General features: G+C 40.9%; 18 protein-coding genes and 2 pseudogenes. 2 read left to right on the top strand and 18 right to left on the bottom strand.

All coding sequences use genetic code 11. The annotated features are described in order from the left end of the window. Window positions 1-128 precede the first annotated feature (128 nt). The 16 genes and pseudogenes from LC048_RS00690 to LC048_RS00615 form a co-directional block, all read right to left on the bottom strand. On the bottom strand, window positions 129-302 hold the full coding sequence (locus LC048_RS00690; RefSeq protein ID WP_226601600.1) for a hypothetical protein: 174 nt from the start codon (window positions 300-302) through the stop codon (window positions 129-131). Window positions 303-354: 52 nt separating this feature from the next. After that, window positions 355-639 (bottom strand): hypothetical protein, encoded by a 285-nt coding sequence (locus LC048_RS00685; RefSeq protein WP_226601599.1) that lies wholly within the window; start codon window positions 637-639, stop codon window positions 355-357. 144 nt (window positions 640-783) lie between these two features. After that, window positions 784-1,356 (bottom strand): group-specific protein, encoded by a 573-nt coding sequence (locus LC048_RS00680; protein WP_226601598.1) that lies wholly within the window; start codon window positions 1,354-1,356, stop codon window positions 784-786. Between the two features lie 140 nt (window positions 1,357-1,496). Next, window positions 1,497-2,336, bottom strand: coding sequence for a hypothetical protein (locus LC048_RS00675; protein ID WP_226601597.1), 840 nt, complete (start codon window positions 2,334-2,336; stop codon window positions 1,497-1,499). Window positions 2,337-2,513: 177 nt separating this feature from the next. Further along, entirely contained in the window at window positions 2,514-3,020 is a 507-nt protein-coding gene (locus LC048_RS00670; RefSeq protein WP_226601596.1) for a DNA topology modulation protein, read from the bottom strand. A gap of 108 nt (window positions 3,021-3,128) precedes the next feature. After that, window positions 3,129-3,614 (bottom strand): GNAT family N-acetyltransferase, encoded by a 486-nt coding sequence (locus LC048_RS00665; RefSeq protein ID WP_226601595.1) that lies wholly within the window; start codon window positions 3,612-3,614, stop codon window positions 3,129-3,131. A gap of 116 nt (window positions 3,615-3,730) precedes the next feature. After that, the gene (locus tag LC048_RS00660; protein WP_226601594.1) at window positions 3,731-4,456 is read right to left on the bottom strand and encodes a hypothetical protein; all 726 of its coding nucleotides are present in this window, start codon (window positions 4,454-4,456) and stop codon (window positions 3,731-3,733) included. Between the two features lie 291 nt (window positions 4,457-4,747). After that, on the bottom strand, window positions 4,748-6,661 hold the full coding sequence (locus LC048_RS00655; protein WP_306049168.1) for a TniQ family protein: 1,914 nt from the start codon (window positions 6,659-6,661) through the stop codon (window positions 4,748-4,750). Between the two features lie 230 nt (window positions 6,662-6,891). Continuing rightward, window positions 6,892-8,085, bottom strand: coding sequence for a PDZ domain-containing protein (locus LC048_RS00650; RefSeq protein WP_226601592.1), 1,194 nt, complete (start codon window positions 8,083-8,085; stop codon window positions 6,892-6,894). A gap of 467 nt (window positions 8,086-8,552) precedes the next feature. Beyond that, window positions 8,553-10,004, bottom strand: coding sequence for a S41 family peptidase (locus LC048_RS00645; RefSeq protein WP_226601591.1), 1,452 nt, complete (start codon window positions 10,002-10,004; stop codon window positions 8,553-8,555). Between the two features lie 140 nt (window positions 10,005-10,144). Beyond that, window positions 10,145-11,224 (bottom strand): HD-GYP domain-containing protein, encoded by a 1,080-nt coding sequence (locus tag LC048_RS00640; RefSeq protein ID WP_226601590.1) that lies wholly within the window; start codon window positions 11,222-11,224, stop codon window positions 10,145-10,147. 164 nt (window positions 11,225-11,388) lie between these two features. After that, window positions 11,389-12,702, bottom strand: coding sequence for a murein hydrolase activator EnvC family protein (locus LC048_RS00635; RefSeq protein ID WP_226601589.1), 1,314 nt, complete (start codon window positions 12,700-12,702; stop codon window positions 11,389-11,391). Window positions 12,703-12,801: 99 nt separating this feature from the next. Beyond that, complete coding sequence (ftsX, locus tag LC048_RS00630; RefSeq protein ID WP_226601588.1) at window positions 12,802-13,695, bottom strand: permease-like cell division protein FtsX; 894 nt, start codon at window positions 13,693-13,695, stop codon at window positions 12,802-12,804. Beyond that, the gene (gene ftsE / locus LC048_RS00625; RefSeq protein ID WP_226601587.1) at window positions 13,685-14,371 is read right to left on the bottom strand and encodes a cell division ATP-binding protein FtsE; all 687 of its coding nucleotides are present in this window, start codon (window positions 14,369-14,371) and stop codon (window positions 13,685-13,687) included. The genes ftsX and ftsE overlap by 11 nt, the downstream gene beginning before the upstream one ends. Before the next feature lie 443 nt (window positions 14,372-14,814). Next, a pseudogene (cccB, locus tag LC048_RS00620) lies at window positions 14,815-15,129 on the bottom strand (cytochrome c551). Window positions 15,130-15,179: 50 nt separating this feature from the next. After that, window positions 15,180-16,043, bottom strand: a complete 864-nt coding sequence (locus LC048_RS00615) for a YitT family protein (RefSeq protein ID WP_226601585.1) — start codon at window positions 16,041-16,043, stop codon at window positions 15,180-15,182. Between the two features lie 783 nt (window positions 16,044-16,826). Here LC048_RS00615 and LC048_RS00610 point away from each other — a divergent pair. Further along, window positions 16,827-19,424, top strand: coding sequence for a CoA-disulfide reductase (locus LC048_RS00610; protein WP_306049164.1), 2,598 nt, complete (start codon window positions 16,827-16,829; stop codon window positions 19,422-19,424). Between the two features lie 1,192 nt (window positions 19,425-20,616). After that, on the top strand, window positions 20,617-21,567 hold the full coding sequence (locus LC048_RS00605) for a nuclease-related domain-containing protein (RefSeq protein WP_306050615.1): 951 nt from the start codon (window positions 20,617-20,619) through the stop codon (window positions 21,565-21,567). Window positions 21,568-21,825: 258 nt separating this feature from the next. On the opposite strand, the gene prfB is transcribed toward LC048_RS00605, so the two are convergent. Together prfB and secA are read right to left on the bottom strand one after the other, a co-directional pair. Beyond that, a protein-coding gene (prfB, locus tag LC048_RS00600) for a peptide chain release factor 2 (protein ID WP_226601583.1) occupies window positions 21,826-22,936 on the bottom strand; the annotation gives its coding sequence in 2 pieces (ribosomal slippage) (window positions 21,826-22,863 and window positions 22,865-22,936; 1,110 coding nt in all). 147 nt (window positions 22,937-23,083) lie between these two features. Beyond that, window positions 23,084-25,600 (bottom strand): annotated as a pseudogene (secA, locus tag LC048_RS00595) (preprotein translocase subunit SecA). Window positions 25,601-25,602: the final 2 nt, after the last annotated feature.

Raw genomic sequence — 25,602 nt, 5'->3', positions numbered from 1 at the left:
TCAATCCTTCTTCAACATTACTGCCCCTTTAGCTCAATAAAGAATTCAATAAAAAAGACGTTAAACCCTACCTGAATCATCGGACCGTTATTTAAGTGCAATTCTTTATATTTTAGCTATTAGAGAATTTAATCCCTTTTATAACAAGTTTCATATTCATCTTTCATAACCCAACTTTCACAGGCTGCACCAGACTCATCGTAAATATCTTTCTCTATTGTTAGTTTGATGCTTCTGTTTTCTTTTGGAACTCCTGGAGCCTCATTGGTAATGTTTAGTGTTTCATCGTCTACCCAATTCATAGAAAAATCACTTTTCCCTGGAGCATAGTATATAGTACGAACCTTATTACCCTTATTTCTTACGTTTTCGTTCTAAAAATATAGGTGCTATATTTAGTAAGATAGAAACAATTGTCAAAAACCAAAATACCCTTGCCATACCAGGTATTACATCCGATAAAGCCGCCCAATCTTCCGCTTTTACCCACCGAGTTAGATAACTGTAATCTGCACAAATTGTTAATGCTGTAAATGATAATGCCATCGCCATAGCGAGCTTATAATCCTTTCCTGCTTTATACATATAAAGATTTATAAAAGTTGTTACTATTGCAATAACCCCAAATATTATCCACATAACTATACCTCCATATATTTTTATTTATGCCGTGTAATGCTAACCTGCTCCGTTTGTTTAATAAGAAATTCAATAAAAAAGGTGCATTATCCTTCCTGGATCAACGCACCTTTTAGTTGAAGGAGGATGACTAACAACAACTGCTTATTCAAATCGATTCCACGATACAATTTCAACATTCCTTACATCCACCTCACCTAGGGTCAATATATGGGGAATAAAAGGAAAGAGACCGAATTTGTTACCCTTTTCATTTTCATTTCTATAAAAGGTCAAGGTATCCGTTGGTATGTCCTGAAGTTCCTGATAAGTTTTGATATCCAATAACTCAATTTCTTCATCAACAATCCCTGCCGAAGGACCTTTGTATCTCTCTTTAGAATAATGATAAATAGCATTTTTGTTATGGGCTAATAACTCAATAGGAATTTTATAAAAGGTTACATTTTCTTTTGTCTTAATTCCCAGATTAGAAAGGGCGTTAAAAACAAAGTAAGGGTGTAAAGGTAAGAAATGAATCACATCATTCCACAGACAGTTTAACTTAGGTATGCTTCTTTTCAGTAGTTTACTTCTTTCTGGGTGATTCAAATACTTTTCAGTGTATTTTTCATATAAATCTGGATGAGTCGTTTTTAATGAATTTAGCGGTATAAGTTTGTCTCCAACCATCTGGTTAGGTACCATATGATAAATAAATCCCTGCATTTCATTCATCCCCTCCTTCATAAAAACAAATATTCTATTTAATTCCTTATAATCCTGCTACTTTTCTTGAACTATCCTGCTTCGATTGTTCAATTAGGGCTTCAACAAAAAAAGGTGGTTAATCTTCCTGGATTAACTCACCCATTAGCTTAATTAGATTTTTTCTTCTTTTCCAGCGTATCACTTAACTGTTCAAAGTTTTCCACTGCATCAGGTAATGACAATTGCTTTGCTAATGTAGTTCCTTTCTGTATAGAATCCCTTGCTTTTTCAAATAAATTTGCCTTTATTTGAGCATCTGCAAGTGTATACCAATAGAACCACTCATCCATTTTTGATATTTTATCGTTATAAAATTTTTCAATTGCAGGATAGTAACTAGAGTATAGTTCTTCGTCTTGAACTAATTTTTTCCCATTCCATTTTAGGACATCTACAAAATAGGTATCAGCAATGTACCTTTGCCAAACGGCTATACCGACTTTCTTATTACTTAATAGCTCCATCATATGATACGGAACTTCCGCTATCATCTTTAAAGAATTAATACTCCATTTAAAAATCTCTAGATTATTTCCTGCTGAAGCACCAATTGTGACACCAAAGAGATACTCTTTAATACCATCACCAGTAATATCAGCAAAACCTGAATAATCTAATCCTACCCCCTGTTTTCGGGTGTCCCAAGCCTTTTCCCACTTTTCATTTTCTTTTGTTAATACTATTACGCCATATTCTGAAGGATTAGGTTGTTCTTTTGCCTTTATTTCAAAAGTAATAATAATCTCTTCTTGTCCATCTTGGTTAAAGTCATAAAACTGATATGGTTTAGTTGATTTAGGTTCTTCAGGACTTACCAATTTGGAGTTTGGTGGCACAAACTCATTGATAATTTTCATCAGGTCTTTATCAGACCGTTCTTCAGCGTGAGTAAATATTGGTGAAATGACTACGGACACCAATACGGCAAATAATATAATTTTTTTCATCAATAATCCCCTTTATTTAGCTGATATTAGAGATTATTGTTCCCTGATGACTACCCAAATATTAGAACCCTTTGTTCAACTAAACTGCCTCTTATGTTCAATAAGACTTCAACAAAAAAGGCGGTTAATCCTTCCTGGACCAACTCCACCTATAGTTGAATAAGAAGAGAGAAAAAATCATTGTACTTTTTCAAAAAACTGTCGAACTTCTTTTGGTGATTTTAAAATGATTACTTGTTTTTCTTTAGACAATTGGTGGAGCCTCTTTAAAATTTCTGGTCTCTTAGTTTTAGGATAATTCCATATCCATTTAAAAAAGTCTAAGTCAAACCTTTCTTCGCAGCCTTCCCCCATATCTGGTCTTGTTTTATTTCGGTACTGTACCATTCTTTTGAAAGCACGGTAGACACAAATTGTTCTATTAATATCAAGAAAGATTATTGTATCTGCTGCATTAAGCCATATATCAATTGTCCCACCGTAGTTTCCATCGATAATCCATTCTTCTTTATTAACTAAGTCATTTTGAACTTTTCTTTGTTCATCCTTTGGAACACCTACCCAATTTGGCTTCCAAAATAAAGCATCCAGATGATATACATTTATTTTTAGTTTTTCGCCTAATTGCCTTGCTAGTGTGGACTTCCCTGACCCTCCTGAACCTATAAGTACAATCTTTTTCATATGCTTCCCCTCATTAAACAATCCTGCACCGTTCGTTTTGTTTAATAAGGAATTCAACAAAAAAGGGCGGCAATCCTTCCTAGATCATCGCACCCGTTAGATTAATAATTAAACTTTTTTTACCATTCGTACTTGTTTCAAGATATGTCCATTAAACTCAGAGTCAGACTCCTTAACTATTTCGAACCCTTTAGCTTCATAAAAGTTCATACCAATCTTATTATCTTTTTCGACGTTTATATAAATTTCTTTTATGCCTATTAATTCTTTAACCGCTTGTTGTATCAAAGCATTACCTATCCCTTTACCTTGAAATTCTGGATAAATATAAATAGCCGCCAATTCGACCTTTCCACCATCCCTTACTTTGGAATAGTTTGCAAAACCGATAACTTTCCCCTCAACTTCTGCAACATATACAATAGAACGTTCTATACGTTGTTTCATACTTTCATCACTATAATTTGATTTTACGAAGTTATTTTGTACTTCTAAGGGAATTATGCCCTTATATGTTGCATTCCAAGTAGTTTTTGCTATGTTTTGAACTTGTTTTGTATCTTCGTACTGCATTTTACGAATGGTAATATTCATATAGAGCCCTCCTTTTAATTTATCTAAAAGTATAAATTCCTTGTTCAACTAAACTGCCTCTTAAGTTGAATAAGAATTGTTAATAACCGCTTTAAGGTTGGCTACATTGAAGTATTTTATTCTTCTGTGGCTTCTGTAAATGCAACCGTTAAAAATGATATAAATGTTAGACACCAATGCCTTAACACTAAAGTGGTCAGAGGCGATAAAACTACTTTGTCACCATCATAAAATTGCTTTACAGATCCCCTTTGTTTATCATTCATCTTCGCTTCAAGAGTTTGCATTTTTGTAAGATGGCGCCTTCTTAGCAGACCTTTCGTATGTACAATAGCATGTCGAATTTGCCTTAAATGCTCGTAAGTATTGAGAAAATCTTCTAGCTTAAAGCCTAAAGAGTTTGAATGAGTTTCCAGCGCAGGCAACCTGGTAATTAAGTCCCCCGGAATTCCAGTATCCCCCCATCTTATCATCCTTTTGATTTGTTCTTCAGTTTTGTCAAGCTCCTGATGAGTTAGCACCAGTTCATACAAATCCTCCATTAAGCCATCAAGAGTAGTTATGGTGGTTACCAAATAGTCTTTTGCAAGCTTTATAGCTAGCCTCTTTTCGTATTGTTCAATTAAATCTTTTTTTGAAAAAGTGCTACTAATGTCCGTATCCAGCCTAAATTCCGCTGGTATATTACCGATTGTATTAATAGTGACTCTAGAAGATCTAGAATGATAATAAATTGCCGCTCTTTCGCAAGAGTTTAGCAACAATGCTGTTTGGTTATAGTTATCAATTATTTCCTCGTAACAATTATAGAGAATATCTTTTGCCTCATGTTGAAACCCCATCTTAATCATTCCTTTTTAAATATAGATTAAAATTCTCCCTATAAATTTCTCTGTGTTAAAGGTTAATTACCGTTATGTTTGGTTAATGTGTATTAAGAAGGAATCTTCATTTAAAAGCAAAAATAATACAAAAGATTTATGGATAATAACGATACTATGTTGTTATCTTCTAAACAAAACAAAAGCAATTGACACCACTTTTTCTGCGGGTTTTCTGTGTGAATAGAAGGTTATTAAACAATTTTACACATTAAGGTAATTTCGTTTGATCATAACTTGACGTTTATACTGTTAATCTCTTAAAAATGAGACATAGCAATCAGATTTATTACGATATTCTGCTGATATTAATTCCAGAACTCTCTCTTTTAAATTGATTTTAGGTATGCCTAAGTTATGTTTATCTAATTCAGTTCTCTTGAACAAATATCCCGCCCCTTCATTAACCGTATAGCCGGAAACAGGATGTATACCTTCTTTTCTTAATGCATTCGCTATATTTGCATATGAAGTTTTATATCGTTTTAAAAGTTCATTTAGGGGCACAAATTGATCCACAAAAACTTTTAGCTCTTGATATTCAAACGTATTTTTTTCTGTATTTTTAAGGAAACCTAACCTCACCCAAGATGTAAGTTGATAAGGTGATAGCCGCAATACTTCACATACTTCCACGTTTCTTAAACTTACTTTGCTCTCAAGAAACTTTTCATACCTATAGATTTTTATATACGATAAAACTTCTTTTAATTCAAAATAATAACTTAAAAATGGTTTACTCCCTTTCACTTTATATATATTTACCGCCCCATTTAATAACCCCTCGATTAACTCAATGAATGAAATACCTCGTACCGCTGCTCGATTGTGAAAATTAGAGAATGAAATAAATGTTGGTTCTTTACTTTTCTCTTCAGGAATCATAATGATATTTTTCTCCAACTTGCTTACTAACTTATCTCCAAACCTTATGTCATAGTAGGATTTTTTATCATTTTTTTCACTAAATATTTCAATTCTTTTAATCCACCCACTTTCTTCAAACAGATTAATATGTTTGGTAGTGAGTCCGAGTGAATTTGCTAATTCTTTTTTAAATACAATATATTTTTTCATTTCCAAGAATTTATTGATTGATTCAATTGTTATACTTCTTGTACTAAATGAGTCATTATGTATTTGTTTATACTCAACAAGTATTCCATTTTTTATTAAGTTGTTAATCGATGGATGTCCCATATTTAACAGTTTTATAACATTACCTAGTGACATCAACTTAGACTCCGTATTAAAGTTCCTAAATATAACTGGTCTCTTTTCTTCTTTTTCTAGATAACTTCTGAATTCCTGTATAAAAACTAAAAATTCAGGATCAGATAATTTAGTATAAAAATCTCTTTTTATATTTGGAATAAATGTTTTACTATCACTTATATTAAGTGTATTTTTAAAGTTACATAGCCAATTTAAAAACATGTTATATACAGCTATAAGCTGTTCAAAAACTTTCTGATTTTCTGTATTTATTTGATTTATCCCTATTCCGTTTCTACCATCATTTATACGATACCAAAACGAATGAATTAGTTTCGTTAATGAATAATAACTAAGCTGATAAATTGGTGAATTACCAGGAACTTCATATAGCGATTTTCCAAAAAACGCATTGGCAATAATTTTGCTATGTAATACTTCGCTATCTGTCAGATGGATTTTTGGCAAATGAATTAATTTAAAACCACAATTACATTTATTGATATCAGATCTAATTGATGAAATTTTTTTATTACATTTAGGGCATTTATTAATTAGTCGTAAAGAATGAATAGGACAACCCATATTTATTTTTAAGTTCCACACTTTTTTCACATATGGATCCCCTTCAAAACAAACTGGACAGATTTTATCATATTCTGTATTTGCGTGATCTTTAAAACTACAAGGGCCTCCCGAACTCTCAAAAAATTTAATATCATTATGAAATGTTAAACTCCACAGTACGGATTCATCTATTCTTAATAGCTGTGCCAAAGGTTCCAAGTTGAATTTATTAGGATTTGGCTTCGCTAATTGCCTAATGTCTATCCCAATTAAATTGGTAATCCAAGATAAACTCTCATATTCATTTTCTTGACATGTCCTTAATAAAAAACTTGTAAATGTCTCGTCCTGACGTGGCATGGTTGTCAATAATAAACTACCCATTTCTTCTCCTCCAGGATTAAGTATCAAAATACTTTTTTGATATTTCAGTCTATTATCAAAAAATAAAAACCGTATTCCTATTACAAAGAACTACGGCTTTTAAAGTTTTTGGGATTTAATACTTTTTTGTAAAAAAGTCCATTCCATTAGATTATGGAAGTATTCCGAAAGATTTTGAATTTCATTCCGCGAAATTAAAACGAGGTTCCGGAAGTTTATGAAAAATTACATTAAATAACGGCATTATCCCACTTTTTCTCATCCAAAACAAAAAGGATGCCTAATTCGTGGTGATCACCTTCATACAGAGCCCTTTGTACAAAGCGGATTTGCCCGTTTGTATCAAGGACTTCCAGCTTGCAATGGGCCCTGTTGCGTGAAAGGGCCTCGTAAAAGGTCTGTTCATCATGGACATTCGTGCCGTTGACCTTTGTGACAAGCTCGCCTACGGCTAATGCCATTTTATCCGCAGGGGATTCCGGCAGGATACCGAGAATCATCACACCATGGTTCTTTTTCGAAAAATAGAACGGCATGTTCTCTTCCTGCATCCGCTGCATGAATGTCAAGGCTTCACGGCCGATCATCGCCATTGCGACAGCAACGATCGCTGCTATTGGGTACCAGTATCCGGCTGCGGCAATCAGCGTGATCAGGATCCCAAGACCAACTACTCTGCCCCCGAGCTGACGGACAGCTTCTTTTGGCAGCATGCCCTGGATTTGCTGATGCAATCCAATCGCAAATGGAACAAGAATCAATGAATATGTATTGTCTCCAAGCGTGAACACAGGCCACCAGTCGAACGGCATCGCCAGGATGTTGCCCGGAATGAGCATAAATGCCGGTACAACCCAGAGGCGTTTTACCTCGTGGACACCGACCGTCTGACCGCGCTTGCTCTTGATTAATTTAGGAGAAGTTCCCTTTTGCCCATTTCTTAAGATAAGGATGCCTTCGCCGATTGTGAACAATGCTAACAAAATCGCAATAGACGGATAGATTTTATCATCAAGGTTTGAAAATAAGTCCCCGGCTAAAGGAAGATCGATTTCTTTTCCCGATAGGAAGATCAATGCGAAAAATGCAGCACCAATTGTATACGTAGGCGTAAGCAACCTGACTTTTGTAAATATGCTCAATAGCAAAGTTGCCGCGGCAACTAAAACAATAGCTCCGAATGGAATCGCGATCCCCGCCGCAATTGTCAGGATTGAGATGATCAGTCCGACCAGCAACCCAAGCGGAAACAGCTGTCTTAGCTCAAAATAAGCATCCTTCGCCCTCACCGTGAAATTCTTACGCTCCCGCTTCACGCGCGAAACACCAAGGACCGCCGCCAAAAATATAGAATAATAGAACACAGGGTGAAGCAGAAGCCTGCCCGTCCCTTTCAAAAGTTCAATGAACCAATCCTGTGCCACCCCTATGTCACCAGCCTTCATAAAATACATGATATTAAGCTTATTCTATCAAATCTAGGGGGTAAAACCTATCAATAGTTGTGGAATACAGGTGGGATTTTTTTCTTGAGTAGAAGTATTGCGAGAAAACTTGCTAGTGTGTCAGAAATTCGTTAAATTTAGACCGATTACAAGCAGTCAATAGCTTATTCATGGTCATTAATTTAGGATTCGTACATATCCCAGTAAGAAATTCACGCAATTTGGAGTGAATCCAGGGGGGTTCCTTTTAAAAAAGGTAACTGGAAAAATTATTCTCTTAATCCAACTCCATCATTGCTTAATTTTATTGATTAATTGCACAGACTTGATGGATATTTGCACAAGATCTAGTCCTAATTGCGCAAACATCATCACTAATTGCACATTTTCCCATATCCAGGAAAAAAGCTGTACCCCTTATACAAATAAGGTACAGCTTCTTTTTACTATTTTGCCAGCAGCCGCAACGCTGTCTGCAGCTGAAGGTCGTTTTCTTCTTGTTTCATTGCTTTTCTGGCACCATCCTCGAGTGCGGAAGCTGTTTTTGCGTCAATCACACCTGTAACGGTCATGCCATTTTTCCGCTGGAATGCTTTGACGGCAATTTCAGTCATGCCGTTAAAATAGCCATCGGTACGGCCCGGCTCAAATCCGAGTCCCGCAAGGATTTCCTGGGCATTTTTCACTTGCTCATTATTCATGTCCAGCTTGAGCGGTTTTTCCGCTTGAATTGGGTGGGTATCGTACAGCGCTGGCTGATTGACTTCGACTGTTGGCTCGATGCCCTTTTGATGAATCCAGTTGCCGTCAGGTGTCAGCCATTTGAACAGCGTCAGCTTGATATTGCTGCCATCCCCCATCGGCACAGCCTGCTGTACTGTCCCTTTGCCGAAGCTCTTCTCGCCAATGACTGGATAACCGCCTGCTTCTTTCAATGCGCCGGCCAGAATTTCCGAGGCAGATGCACTGCCATCGTCCGTCAGCACGGCAATCGGATATTGTTTCGCTTTTTCCAGGTTGGAGAAATAGCGTGTCTTATCGCCGTTGCGCTCTTCAATCTGATACAGCGGCTTCTCCTTTGAAACCAATTCACGCAAGATTTCTTCCACACTGGAGAGCAATCCCCCAGGGTTGCCGCGCACATCAATCAGCAGCGCATCCATCCCTTCTTTTTCAAAAGCCTTAAGTTCCTTACTAAACTCTTTAGAGGTATCCTCTGAAAAAGAGGTAATCTCCATATAGCCAATCTTCTCGCCGTTCACCTTTTTCATATCGGCATGGACGGTAATCTGCGGAATTTCATCACGAATCACTTTTACATTCAGCGGATCCTTCAAGCCCTTGCGCTCAATTTCAAGAACAACAGGCGTCCCCTTTTTGCCGCGGATTTTCAAAGTGGCTTCATATAAATCAAGCCCCACAATACTTTCGCCATCAACCTTCAAAATTTGATCATTCGGCTTCAAGCCTGCTTTTTCAGCTGGAGAATTCTTAAAAGGAGAAACAATCACGATTTTCCCATCAATCGTACTGACTTCAGCACCAATTCCCTCAAAGGAAGATTCCAGCGTCTCATTGAATTGTTTAGCCGTTTCCTTGTCCATATAAACGGAATACGGATCCTCCAGGGTAGAAAGCATGCCCTGTATCGCACCTTCGATCAATTCTTCTTCATCAACCTTTTCTACATAACTGTTAAAAATCAAACTGTATGCCTGCTCAACTTTTTCAAGACTGCTCGCATCGCCTGCCTGTGCACCACCATGATCCTTCTGCGGCACAATCTGGCGTTCCAGAACACCCGCCTTGCTCTCATACCATTGCATGCCGGCGTATGTACTTCCTGCTCCCGTCAGCAGCGAGCCCGCCATCAAAAAGGCAATCCACTTACGCTCCATTGCCAAACTCCTCCCCGTTTACCGCATCAACTGCTCCTCCGCCGTAAAAATTTCTATGATTCCCATTATATGACGAGGAAGGACAGGGTATGAAGGATTAATTTTGAGAGGGAGAAGCAAAAAACCTGCTAAAGCTGCAGCTAGCTCTTAACAGGTTCTCTTTCAATTACAGCATCGCATTTAACAATCATTGTATTTAAAGAAGTCATAAGGTCAATATTATAAAATTCATTTATTTTTTTGCCGTACCGATCTTTAAATACCCTCACTACTGGACGCTGTGGATATTTGTTATTGTAAGCAATCACTACGCCACTTTCACCAGTATTCAGGATCACGGTTACACCAATAGGATAAATAGCAATCGCATTTTTAAACGCTTCTACTACATCGTGATCGTAACGCGTAAAGGTGCGCGCAACAATTACCTCCATCGCCTCGTGGGGCAGTAAACTCTTACTGTTGATTAAATAGTCGAAAGCTTCTGCAACCGCTATGATTTTTGCGAATAAGTGAATATCCTTTCCCTTTAACCCTCTCGGAAACCCAGACCCATCAACATGTTCATGATGCTGGTATGCGCAATGAGCCACCAGCAGGTGCAGGCTTGATTCTTTCCTGAGAGCTTGGAATGCCAGGTCAGGATGACTTTCCCATTCTTTACGATTATCCTTCGTTACACACTCCAGTTGAAGCTTCCCAATATCATGGTATAGAGCACCCAGACCTAAAATTTGCAGTTCCTTCTCTTTTAGACCAAGATGCCTTCCCATTGTCAAAGAATATAGACCCGTATTAATAGAATGATCAAACATGGTATCGACAGAAGATTGCATATGGCTCAGTAAATTCAGAAGATGTTTGGATGAATTCATCTCGTTCATGATTTGACTGAAAACCTCAGACATATTTCGAATCGATCTTACCCGTCCTAAAGCGGCATTCTTTCCTGTTTTCCCCGCTTGGAGAGTATTAAAGACCTCTGATAATTTCTGGACCGCTTCAAATCTTAGCTTAGGGTTTAAATCGTCATTCACTTCAACATCTTCCGTAATTTCGGATTTAACATAAATATGGTGCACATTCTTATCTTTTAGTCTTTGAATAAAGCTGTCAGTCATGACACTGCCCGCACTTAACAAAATACGGCTGCTTTGGTCATATATTGGCTTTGCAAGGATGAACCCTTCCTCACAGTTATGTATGGAAACCAATCTCATAATGCTCACCCCGAATCTCTTTAGGAAGATTTACCTACTAAAATTATCAGGTTACGCATGGGGATTGTCAACACACTCTTGCGTTAACATTATTTACAAGTTTTATAGGTTTTGTGTTTGGGAAAATGAAAAAGGAAGAGACACCAGGTCTCTTCCTTAGGGTATTACCAGTATGCAGCTGGATTAACAGCGTTTGTTTTAGACGCATTCCAAGAGCCTTTATGAAGCTCGAAGTGCAAGTGCTGGCCGTAAGATTGTCCAGTGTTGCCCATTGTGCCGATTCTTTGTCCTCTGGAAACGACTGCGCCGCTGCTAACAGATCGATTGCTCATATGTGCGTAAACAGTAGTCCAAGTTTGACCGTTGATTGAGTGTGCTACAAAAATAGCATTTCCGTAGCTAGAAGAATAGTAAGAACGGATGACGACTCCGTCTGCTGCTGCATAAATAGGTACATTAGATCCTCGGTTGGCAATATCTACACCAGCATGGAAAGTACCCCAGCGCTGGCCAATACCAGATGTTACGCGTCCACTTGCCGGCATTATAATCATTCCGCCGGAAGAAGGTGGTTCTGACACAACTGGCTCTGGAGCTGGCGCTGAACTGCTGCCGCCACTGCTCTTAGCTGCTGCCGCCGCTTCTGCAGCTTTTCTTTGTCTTTCAAGTTCAGCCTGTCTTGCTCTCTCGGCTTGACGCTTTTTCTCCAATTCTATCGCCTGTGCAAATGCAGCTTCCTGTGCCGCCAAGACATCTGCAGCCTCCGCCAAATCTAACTTAGCAGCATGCATCTGCTCCTCTTCATGCTTAAGGGAGCTCATAAGTTCATTCTTTTCTTTGATTTGTGCATTCAACTGAACTGTCAGAGCCTCCAGCTCTTTCTTCATATCTTTTAAACTATTAAGCTTCGCTTCCACTTGCTGTTGCTTCGTTTCAAGATCTTGTTTATCCTGTCTGTGCTGTTCAAGGATATCCTTATCTGCATTTACAATTGTTGTAACTGCACCAACTCGGTCAACGAAGTCGCTGAAGCTTTGCGCTCCCAGCAATACATCAATATAGTTAACTGTTCCTCCGTTTTCCTGGAAAGAACGTGCCTTGTCTTTAAGCAATTCATTGCGTTTTTCAATACGCTTCTTCAATTCTGTAATTTCTACTTCTAATACTGCAATCTCTTCGGTTGTCTGAGAAATTTCCTTGTTCTTTGCTGCAATTTTCTGTTCGGCATCACTTACAGCAAAATCAAGCTTCTTGATTTGGTCATTCAACACCTGCTGTTCGTTTTGCAGTTCACCAATCTTAGAATCCTTCTCATTAATCTCAGAAGTAATGCCTGAACGTTTTTGTTCGAGCTCTTTCTTCTGTTTTTGCATTTCTGAAATGCTGGCTGCTGTGACTTGATCTACGGTTAATGGGCTTAGCAAAGAACCCAGGCTTAAAGTACTGACTACTGCTAGTGAGAGTATCTGCTTTTTCACTAGATCTTTCCCCTCTCTTACTCATGATAGTTTCGTAACTTTGTCTTTCTATCTATCGTCTATTGGCTATGTAGTGTTTAGGAAGAATGTGATTCTTCCTTACACTTTCAAGAACTTGCGGACGGACATGAGACTTCCCCAGATTCCAATTGCCGCTCCCATTATGATCAGGATGGCTGATAACTGGTAAACAAACGGGTTGAATTCAAGCAATTTAATGAAATGGTCCTTCAATCTTTCATTTATAAAATCGTAAGCATAATAGTATGCAGCCGAAACTACCGCAATCGGCACCACAGCTCCCAGAATTCCTAACCAGAGACCTTCCAGGAAGAACGGCCATCTTATAAAACCGTTTGTAGCGCCTACAAGTCTCATAATTTCAATCTCTCGCTTACGTGCCATGATCGTAATTTTGATCGTGTTAGAGATTAAGAACATCGCTGTAAAAAGAAGACCGACAATCAGAATGAGTCCTACATTGCGGCTTACTTTAATAAAACTGAATAATTTTTCAACCTTGCCTTGTCCATACTTTACAGTAGTGACATATTCGAGTTTCTCGATTCGCTTGGCAACTTTCATTGTGTCAGTAGGGTTTTTCGTCTTTACGACGAACACATCGTTCAAAGGATTGTCCTGTTCAAACAGCTGGAAGGCTTCCCCTTCATCTCCAAGACTCTTGATTAGACTCTCAAGTTCTTGTTCCTTGGAAGAATAGGTCACACTTTTTATACCAGAAACCTGGTTGATCCGCTGTTCCAATACCTCTTTATCTTTGTCGTTCGCTGCTACATCCACATGGACTCGGATTTCTACATCTTCCTCAATCGTGGTTGCGACTTTATTTAAATTCATCATAATGACGAAAAAGATACCGACCAAAAGCAAGGTAACTGTAACGGCACTAACGGAGGCAAACGTCATCCAGCCGTTCCGCCCTAGGCTCTTAAAGCTCTCGCGGACATGGCGGCGAAATGTTCTAGCTTTCATATCCGTAGTCACCTTTCACTTCGTCACGGGCAATCCGGCCATTTTCAATCGCAATGACGCGATGCTTGATTGTGTTGACGATTTCTTTGTTGTGAGTTGCCATGACAATCGTGGTTCCCCTCAGATTAATCTCTTCAAATATGTTCATGATTTCCCATGAAGTATCTGGATCAAGGTTTCCCGTAGGTTCATCGGCGATTACCACCTTTGGTGCGTTCACTATTGAACGAGCAATGGCAACACGCTGCTGCTCCCCGCCTGAAAGCTCAGTAGGAAGCGCTCTTGCTTTATGCTTAAGCCCTACAAGTTCCAAAGTTTCCATGACGCGCTTCTTGATATATTGCGGCTGTTCCTCGATTACTTCCATCGCAAAAGCGACATTTTCATAGACAGAAAGAGTGTTAAGCAATTTGAAGTCCTGGAACACAACACCAATATTCCGGCGCAGCAATGGTACTTTGCTGTCCTTTAGCTTTGCCAGATCGACACCATTAATAATGATCGACCCTTGAGTAGGCTTAACTTCACGGTACATCATTTTTATAAAAGTAGATTTTCCAGCACCGCTGGGTCCCACTACGTATAAAAATTCACCTGCATCTATATGAACATTGATCCCGTTAGCGGCAGTGATGCCGTTTCGGTATGTTTTGTAAACATCCTGCATATCTATCATTTTTGTATCACCTTAGATAGTTAGTCTTATCACACGGCTAAACTTCGACAATTTGTAACAAACCTATTATAGCATTTCACTCTATCAAAAAAACCCTTTTAAATATTACAGTTTCTTTTCAAATACAGTTTTATATCCCATTTAATTCCTCTATAGGTTAATCCAACTAGTTACTTGCCGACTAATCATCCTCGTAAGTTAGCTATTTGCCTAGTAAAATCCATTTGTTATCGCGTTTCTTTTTTACTAGAATTTTTAGTTTTATTACTGAATCGTTACAAACATTTGTCATAACTTGTATGTACAAATCGTGAAGCTTGCTGAATTGCTAAATAATTTGGCGATTTTACAGAAATGCATAAAGACAGCATTCCTACCATCTTTAGATTGGTAAAAATGGCACAAAAAAACGCCCTGGATTTCAGGACGTTTCCTTATGACTCTTATTTTTTGTTTGCAAGCCATTCGGCTACTGCTGAAGCATCTTCGCCTTCAAGCAGTTTTGGAGGCATTGATCCCTAGCCTTTCTCAATAACACTTTCAATCTCTGCCTGAGATAAACGTGAACCTACATCACTAAGCTTCGGTCCTACGCTGCCTTCAAGGTTGCCACCATGGCAGCTTGAGCATTTTTGATTATAAAGCTTTTCCGGATCCGCACCAGCTGTGTCTCCGCCTCCTGCTTCGTCGCCACCGCCACCGCAAGCTGCTAGTGCCAAGGAAGTTCCCATTAATAGAGCTAATAATTTCTTCTTCAATTTAACTCCCCCTAAGAAAATTTTGCATACAGTACTATTTTATACCAATATCATGCTCTTTTAAAACCCTCACCCAATACTTCGGAAGCATCCATGACAATCACAAATGCAGATGGATCAATGGATTGGACCAATTGTTTCAATTTTGTGAACTCCGTCTGATCGACGACACACATGATAATTGGCCTTTCCTGGTCCGTATAGCCTCCGTATGCTGATAGTTTTGTCACTCCACGGTCTATTTTATTCAAAATCGCTTCACGAACTTCATCTTGTTGGTTTGTAATGACCATTGCCATCTTAGAGCGCCCGATGCCAACCTGTACAAGGTCGATTGTTTTACTAGTTACATAAAGCCCGATCAATGCGTAAAGACCTCGTTCGATATCAAATACAATCGCTGCAGATAATACAATTAGACCATCAATCAACGCCACGCACGTACCAAGCGAAAGTCCTGTGTACTTGTGAATGATCTGCGCTGCCAAATCCGTACCGCCAGTTGACGCATTTCCTCTAAAAACAATGCCAAGACCGAGACCAACACCAATTCCGCCGAATAATGATCCCAGCAAAGGATCGAGCGTCCACGGCTTTACATCACTCGTCAGAAACACAACAAATGGAAGAAAAATGATTCCTGCAAGAGTTTTATATCCATATTGCCTCCCAAGTAAAACAACCCCTGCAATAAACAACGGTATATTAAACGCCCACTGGACATATGCCGGCTCCCAGCCTAGCGTCGCGTCCAAAATCGTACTGATCCCGCTGACTCCTCCGGAAGCAACCCGGTTCGGCAGCAAGAACACATTGAACGAAACTGCCACAATCGCCGATCCTATGAGCACATATACATATTCAAAAAGCTTCTCTAAAGTTGGATTGAATGTATGATTACGCCTTTTCTTCAAAGTCCTATCCCCTTTTTTCCTTTAATGCCGTCAGTGAGTATAGCACGTGTCGAATTATCTGTAAACGCTAGTAGTGCGCTGTGTTAAAGGGTAAAAGAAACTGAAAGGATTGCCGCAAATAATGTACATCGCATATGCACCACCTTAGTATCCACCCTTGATATTAAATTAAGAATGATATCCTCATTATGCTTAACATCAAGCTAACTTATCAGCATGGCTTATAATTATTTTCATCTCTCCTATCCTCAATCTATATAATAGAAATTTTCTATCCTCTCTATTTGCTTTTCTTCGATCTAGAAAAGCATGATTATTTACAGCAACCATCTATCATCAATAGTTTTTTTTCATCAACAAGAACTTCCTTATTATTTTCAGCACCATTTTTCTCAGTTTCCTCCCTCACCTTTAGTTTTAAAAACAACATTACTAAAGTGGATATATTATAGAAGCAATGCATTCTGCTATTTTGCAAGTAAAATTTCTTATTAAAAGGTTAAGTTTGTGAATTTATGAACAATTTTTGACGATTCGTCAGATACCCTTACCCCTAGCCGTACTTTGTGATATATTTCACGTATGAGGAGGCGGTCATATTGATTAGTCTTTCCTGTAGAAAAGAAAAATACATTTTTAATACCTTGCATGCTTACCACTACACAAAATCCAGGTTCAGCATCTTGCCAGACTGTTGATAAAGGATTGTAATGGCAGAGTGAATTAGTCATTAACAAAACAACATCGAAATGATATAAATTTTTCAGAAAGAGGGTAATTGATTTGGCTAAAAAAGTGATAATCGTAGGTGGAGTTGCTGGAGGAGCTACAACGGCTGCTCGTTTAAGAAGATTGGATGAACAAACAGAAATCGTGATGATTGAACGCGGTGAATATATTTCTTTCGCAAACTGCGGACTTCCTTATTATATCGGCGGTGCAATCCAGGAACGCGACGCATTGTTAGTGCAAACTGTTGAAGGCATGTCCAAAAAATTCAACATGGACATCCGCAACCTGAGTGAAGTAACACGCATCGACCGCGAGCGCAAAGTCGTTGAGATCAAGAACCTCAAAACAGGCGAGACTTATGATGAGAACTATGATGTATTAGTTTTATCCCCGGGAGCAAGCCCTATAAAGCCACCAATTCCGGGCATTAATGAAGCAGAAGCATTGTACACGCTTCGAAACATTCCTGACACTGATAAAATTAAAGCATATGTCGATGAGCAACAGCCGAAGAAAGCGACTGTCATCGGCGGCGGATTCATCGGTGTTGAAATGGCTGAAAACCTTTTGGAGCGCGGGGTTGAAGTGACACTCGTTGAAATGGCGGACCAGATCATGGCGCCAATCGACTTTGAAATGGCTTCTATTTTACACCAGCACCTTCGTGAAAAAGGCGTGAAACTTGTTCTTGAAGATGGCGTGAAATCTTTTGAAAAGAACGGCAAGCTGATCAACCTGAACAGCGGCAAGCAAATTGACACTGATTTGGTGATTCTGGCGATTGGCGTTGCTCCTGAAAATAAATTGGCGAAGAAAGCCGGCCTTGAGCTTGGCCTGCGCGGAGCCATTCGTGTCAACGAGCGCCTGCAGACGGCTGACGAAAGCATCTACGCAATCGGTGACGCGATCGAAGTGAAAGACTATATCAACGGACAGGCTACTCACATCCCGCTTGCATGGCCGGCCAACCGCCAGGGACGTATCGTTGCTGACCATATTAACGGAATCGATTCAAAATACCAGGGAACGCTTGGTACATCCATTGCAAAGGTATTTGACATGACAGTTGCGGCAACAGGAAATAACGAGAAAACATTGAAGCGTCTTGGCATCTCTTATGATGTAGTGCACGTTCACCCAAGCTCTCACGCTGGATACTATCCGGGTGCATTCCCGATCGCGCTAAAATTGATTTTTGACCGTGAGACAGGAAGAATCTTTGGTGCACAGGCTGTCTCTTATGATGGCGCAGACAAGCGCATTGACGTCCTGGCTACAGCTATTAAAGGCGGCATGACGATTTTTGACCTGCCGGATCTTGAACTGGCATACGCACCTCCGTACTCTTCTGCAAAAGACCCGGTCAACATGGCTGGCTACGCAGCGAAAAATATTGCCGAAGGACTTGTGGAAACAGTTCAATGGCATGAACTGAACGACATTTTAGCAGACGGCGGCTATCTGATTGACGTTCGTGAACCAATTGAACGCGATATGGGTATGATTGAGGGATCTGTAAATATTCCACTTGGGGAGCTTCGTGATCGCCTTGGTGAGATTCCTGTCAAAGAAGTATACGTATATTGCCAGGTTGGTCTTCGCGGCTACCTAGCATCTCGGATCCTGAAGCAAGCTGGCTTTAAGGTTCGCAATCTGGATGGTGGATACAAGACTTACTCTTGTGTCTATGAACCGGATGCGAGTGAAAACTGTGGTACACCTATCAGCGATAATGGTGTGGTCCAGCGTCATGCTGCGATGGAAGAAATCGCTGCTGGTTCGGCACAGTCTAGCGTTGGGTTGGCAATGGAAGCAGCGCCTGCAGCCAAGGATGCTGTCACTCCTGTTGCTCCTGACTTGAGGGTTGCTCCGCCGACTGTAAAAACGACACTTGACGCTTGCGGACTGTCTTGCCCAGGTCCGATTATGAAGGTGTACAAAACAATTGGCGACATGCAGGACGGCGAAGTGATGGAAGTCCATGCAACTGACCCAGGCTTCGCTAAGGACATTAAAGCTTGGTGCGAAAAGACAGGCAACAAACTGATCAGCAACAAGTTTGAGGATAAGAAGTTCAAAGCCCAGATCATGAAAGGGAATGTGGTCGTACCTTTGAATACGATGGCGGCTACTGTTGAGGTACCAACTGGCGTGCCGACTGCGGCTCCGGCTAAAAATGGCGCGACGATGGTGGTGTTCAGCGGCGATCTCGACAAGGCATCGACCATCGCAACCTTCATCATCGCATCCGGCGCGGCGGCGATGGGCAAAGAAGTCACCTTGTTCTTCACCTTCTGGGGACTAAACATCCTGAAGCGCAACGACGCACCGTCAACCGAGAAAGACATGATGGCGAAAATGTTCAGCATGATGATGCCAAAAGGCGCTAACGACCTTCCACTATCCAAGATGAACATGGGCGGCATGGGCTCCAAAATGATCAAGACAGTCATGGCTAACAAAAACGTCGACAGCCTTGAAACTCTGATGAAAAACGCGCAAGAAGCCGGCGTCAAGCTAGTAGCCTGCGGCATGAGCATGGACATCATGGGCATTGCAAAAGAAGAACTCATCGACGGAGTCGAAATCGGCGGTGTAGCAGCTTATCTCGGTGATGCTGAAGATTCTGGACTGAATTTGTTTATCTAATATGCAGGAAGCGGCCCTCCATCTTGAGGGCTGTTTTTCCTTTTTTAGGAAGTTTCTGCAATTATGATGAATCTTTGCGCAATTATCCTTACTTTATGTGCAATTAATTAAAAACTCCACGCAAATATTCATGATTCTCGCACGATTATCACTCATTCTTAAGAGAATAATTTTTCCAGTAGCAATTTACAACCGAATTTCCCCTGATTTTATAGTTATCTACCTTACTTTGAGTATTTCTAATTCTGGATATAGCATTCTTTCTCGATAATTGTGCGGGAACGTGAGGTTTTAATTGAAAGTTACCTTTTTTCAATCTACATCTTTATTGAGAGTTCGCTTTCGGTTCAGCTCTACATAAAGGTGGAGGACTCTTTCTTAATACATGGGGTTGATGAAAATAGGTAATTTGGGGTTGAACCGATGGTTTTGTTGGAGGTTACCTTTTTTTAATCTACATCTTTATTGAGAGTTCGCTTTCGGTTCTGCTCTACATTTGGGTGGAGGACTCTTTCTTAATACATGGGGTTGATGAAAATAGGTAATTTGGGGTTGAACCGATGGTTTTGTTGAGGTTACCTTTTTTTAATCTACATCTTTATTGAGAGTTCGCTTTCGGTTCTGCTCTACATTTGGGTGGAGGACTCTTTCTTAATACATGGGGTTGATGAAAATAGGTAATTAGGGCTGAACCGATGGTTTTGTTGGAGGTTACCTTTTTTTAATCTACATCTTTATTGAGAGTTCGCTTTCGGTTCTGCTCTACATTTGGGTGGAGGACTTTTTCTTGATACATGGGGTTGATGAAAATAGGTAATTTGGGGCTGAACCGATGGTTTTGGTTGGAGGTTACCTTTTTTTAATCTACATCTTTATTGAGAGTTCGCTTTCGGTTCTGCTCTACATTTGAGTGGAGGACTCTTTCTTAATACATGGGGTTGATGAAAATAGGTAATTAGGGCTTGAACCGATGGTTTTGTTGGAGGTTACCTTTTTAAATCTATCCCTATATGCAGATTGAATCCTATTTTAGTCTCTTTTCTATACTAGCGTTAATACGTTGATAATGTTTATATGTTTATGCATTACTTTCTGTTAATAAAAGAATAATACCTATTCGGGTACAGGGAGGATTTTAACGAAAGCTGTCGAATATCATAATCATTAACCTTAAGGAGTGAACAAATTGATTGTGAAACAGAGAACAATGCCGATGAGGATTCTTGTCAATGAAGCTCTACTGCGCAGACTTCCTCCAAACCATCCGAAGAGTCCAGATATCCTTAAAGATATGCTTATCAAGAGGGCCGGTTACAAAGGTGAGCAGGACATGGACTATTATATTAGCCTTTTAAATGACAACGATTTTTACATCTTCCAAGACCTCCGAATTCCGCTTGGCTCCAACTACTTTCAAATCGATTTCCTTCTTTTATCAACCAAATTCGCTCTCCTGATTGAAAATAAGAATATGCCGGGTGTCATTGAATTCGACCCTGATTTTAACCAGGTGCTTAGAAAACATAATGACCAAACAGAAGTTTACGATGATCCAGTCCTACAGGTAAAAAGGCAAGTATATCAATTCAGGAACTGGCTGATTAATCATCACCTTGCTCATCTTCCACTAGAATTCCTCGTCACATACAGCAATACCGGGTCCATCTTACAAAATCCCAGCAAAAATCAAGAAATTTATGACCGTGTATGTAAAGGTGGAAAACTAGTCTTTAAGGTTGCTGAATATCAAACTCTACATCAAAAAGAAATTTTTTCAGTGAAGGAATTAAAGAAACTGACGAAATTGCTGATTAAAAGTCACGAACCTGAGAAAGCCACCATTGATCGATATAATATCTCATCCTCAGAAATTCTCACTGGTGTCCTCTGCCCAGCTTGCAGCCGCGGCCCTATGGAACGTATCTCAGGAAAATGGTTCTGTCCACATTGTAAAACCATCTCAACAAATGCTCATGAGCAAGCGATTCTTGATTATTTGTTGCTGTTAGGACCCACGATTACGAATAAGCAATTGAGAAGCTTCCTGCTAATACGATCTCGTACTGTCGCAACCTACTTGCTGGGAAATATGAATCTGCAGCATACAGGTGGTACAAAAAATAGAGTGTATTCTAAAATTTGATTTAACCTCCTCTACCTTTTGGTTGAGGAGGTTTTCTAATATATGGAATTTTATGCGAATATGGTACTTTTTTGTGCAATTAATATGATTGTTTGTGAAATTAACTGTGATTTGTACGCAATTATGTTTGATGTTTGTGCAATTCTTTCTAATTAGTAAGAGAATAATTTTTCCAGCACCCCAAATCGGTGCTATAAGACGCTAAAAATCCCCCGCCAACCCGGCGGGGGACTCACTCAAACTCATATGAAGTTCAGTTTATTCACCCAAACTCAATTTCGACCTCAAATAAGCGTCAATAAACATATCAATATCCCCGTCCATGACGCCCTGCACGTTGCCGGATTCGGCGCTTGTGCGATGGTCTTTTACCATGGAGTATGGATGGAATACATAAGAACGGATCTGGCTGCCCCAGCCAATTTCTTTTTGCTCACCGCGGATTTCGTCCAGCTCGGCTTGCTGCTGCTCGATTTCACGCTGGTAAAGTTTGGCTTTCAGCATCTTCATCGACGTTTCTCGGTTCTTGATCTGTGAACGTTCTGCCTGGGATGAAACAACGACGCCAGTTGGCAAGTGCGTGATCCGGACGGCTGAGTCAGTCGTGTTGATGTGCTGACCGCCGGCGCCGCTTGCTCGGTACGTATCGATTTTCAAATCTTCCGTACGGATTTCGATCTCGATTTCGTTGTTGAACTCCGGCATCACTTCACAGGAAACAAATGAAGTATGGCGGCGTCCTGAAGAGTCAAACGGCGAAATACGTACGAGACGGTGTACACCTTTTTCCGCTTTCAAATAGCCGTATGCATTATGCCCGTTAATTTTTAACGTAACACTCTTGATTCCCGCTTCGTCTCCTGGCAGGTAATCCAGCGTCTCAACCTTGAAACCTCGCTTTTCCGCCCAGCGTGTATACATACGCAAAAGCATCGAGCCCCAGTCCTGGGACTCCGTTCCGCCAGCGCCAGGGTGCAATTCAAGAATCGCATTATTTTTATCATGCTCTTCACTCAACAATAATTGGAGCTCAAACTCGCTCATGCGATCTTTGAACTCAACAAGCTCCTTCTCCAACTCTTCGCGAAGGTCCGCGTCGTCTTCCTCTTTCACAAGCTCATAAGTCAAATCAAGGTTTTCGTATGTTTCGTTCAGCTCGTTAAAAACATTAACTTGTTCCTTAAGCGCATTGGCTTCATTGATGACGACCTGTGCCTTTTGCTGGTCATCCCAGAAGTCCGGCGCAAGCATGCCGTCCTCTAGCTCAGCAATCCGCGCTTCTTTATTTTCGAGGTCAAAGAGACCCCCTGAAGTCCGCTAATTTCTTAGCTGTTCTCTCAAGTTCATTCCTGATATCCGCTAATTCCATATCGTTCACCTCTAAAGTAAGTTAATTACTATTATACCTTATTCTATGCAGCAAGGAAAAAGAGAGCCGGTTACCCGCGCCCTCTTGTTGTTCTTTAACGCATCACCGCGCCGGGGGCATAACCCCCAGTGCGGTAGTGCGGTGAAGTTATTCTGCTTTGCCGCAGCAGTTCTTGTATTTCTTTCCGCTGCCGCAGATGCATGGGTCATTACGGCCGACATCCATCGACTTGACGACTGGCTTCTTCTTTACCTTGCCGCCTTCGCCTTCTTTTGGATTGACCGCGTGGCCTTTCGCTACTTCCTGGCGCTCAAGGTTGCTGCGGATTTCAGCTTTCATGATATATTTCGCAACATCGTCTTCGATGGACAGTACCATGTTTTCGAACATCGCGAAGCCTTCATGCTGGTATTCGCGCAGTGGATCGATCTGGCCATATACGCACGCAGGTGGATACCCTGGCGAAGCTGGTCCATCTGGTCGATGTGGTCCATCCACTTTGAGTCAACCGAGCGAAGCACGATAACTTTTTCAAATTCGCGCATTTGCTCGTCAGTCAGCATTTCTTCTTTTTCATCATAGCGCTCTTTCACCTTCGCCATGATGGCTTCGATGATTTCATCCTGCTCTTTTCCGTGAAGGTCTTCGACAGTGATGTCGCCTTCGTGAAGCAAGTTACCGTTCACGTAATCAAGGATACTGTTCAGATCCCATTTTTCCATATCCTCGCCAGCTGGCGTATGGGCAGAGACATTGCGCTCCAATGCAGATCGGATCATTCTTTCTACGATATCGCGAAGGTTTTCAGATTCAAGAACCTCGTCACGCTGCTTGTAAATGATTTCGCGCTGCTGGCGAAGAACATCATCGTACTGAAGCAATTGCTTACGGGCATCGAAGTTGTTGCCCTCAACACGTTTTTGCGCAGATTCAACGGCTCTTGAAACCATCTTGCTCTGAATTGGCTGGGTGTCATCCATGCCAAGGCGCTCCATCATTGTTTTCATATTGTCAGAACCGAAGCGGCGCATCAGTTCATCTTCCATGGAAAGGTAGAACTGAGTGACACCAGGGTCTCCCTGACGTCCGGAACGTCCGCGGAGCTGGTTATCAATACGACGGCTCTCGTGACGCTCTGTACCAATTACCGCAAGACCGCCAACCTCTTTGACACCTTCACCAAGCTTGATGTCCGTACCACGACCCGCCATATTTGTCGCGATCGTAACCGAACCCTTATGACCGGCTTCAGCGATGATTTCCGCTTCACGCTCATGGTTTTTCGCGTTCAAGACATTGTGTTTAATTCCCTTTTTCGTTAAAAATGCAGAAATAATTTCTGATGTTTCAATCGCAACCGTACCAACAAGGACTGGTTGTCCAGCCTGATGGCGTTCAGCGATATCATCGGCTACTGCCTTGAACTTCCCCTGCATACTTGCATAAATCAAATCCGGGCGGTCGTCACGGGCGATCGGACGGTTCGTCGGAATCACGACAACGTTCATATTGTAGATATTGCGGAATTCTTCTTCCTCAGTCTTCGCCGTACCCCGTCATACCGGACAGCTTTTCATACATACGGAAGTAGTTTTGGAATGTGATCGTCGCAAGCGTCATGCTTTCATTCTGGACTTCAAGGCCTTCTTTTGCCTCGATTGCCTGGTGCAAGCCTTCGCTGTAGCGGCGGCCCTTCATCAAACGGCCAGTGAACTGGTCAACGATGACAATCTCGCCGTCCTGGACGACGTAATCGACATCCTTGTGCATGCTGGCCTGAGCCTTCATCGCCTGGTTGATGTGATGAAGCAATGTCACATGCTTGATGTCAAAAAGGTTCTCGATTCCGAATGCCTTCTCGGACTTGGTGATTCCATCCTCCGTCAGCTGGACACCCTTCGTTTTTTCATCATATGTGTAGTCTTCTTCGCGTTTCAAAGTGCGAACGAAGGCGTTTGCCTGAATGTATAGCGCGGCTGATTTTTGCGCAGAACCGGAAATGATCAACGGCGTACGCGCTTCATCGATTAAAATGGAGTCAACTTCATCGATGACACAGAAGTGCAATGGACGCTGAACTTTCTGATCACTGTACAGCACCATGTTGTCACGCAGATAGTCGAAGCCGAACTCGTTGTTCGTACCATATGTGATATCAGCACGGTACGCTTCCTGCTTCTCTTCCTTCGTCATGCTGTTCAGGTTGAGGCCGACTGTCAGGCCAAGGAACTCATACAGCTTGCCCATCTCAACGGCGTCACGGCTTGCGAGGTATTCGTTGACCGTGATCACGTGCACGCCGCGACCAGTAATCGCGTTCAGATAAACTGGCATGGTCGCTGTAAGGGTTTTACCTTCACCAGTCTTCATTTCGGAGATATTCCCCTCATGAAGAGCGATACCACCCATCAGCTGGACTTTATAAGGATACAGGCCAAGGACACGTTTGGCACCTTCACGTACGACGGCAAAAGCTTCCATCAGCAAGTCATCTGTAGATGTGCCATTCTGGTAACGGGATTTGAACTCCTCCGTTTTTTCCCTGAGCTGGTCGTCAGACAGCTTTTCCATATCACCTGCAAGCGCATCGATTTGATCCGCCATTTTTGTCAATTTCTTTATATCGCGCTTATTCTGGTCGAAAATTTTCGTTAAAATCCCCATAC

The organism is Mesobacillus subterraneus, assembly GCF_020524355.2.
Classification (GTDB): Bacteria; Bacillota; Bacilli; order Bacillales; family Cytobacillaceae; genus Mesobacillus; species Mesobacillus subterraneus_C.
The sequence above is the reverse complement of the archived record's forward strand: the minus strand, read 5'-3'. Positions and strand labels throughout refer to the sequence as shown.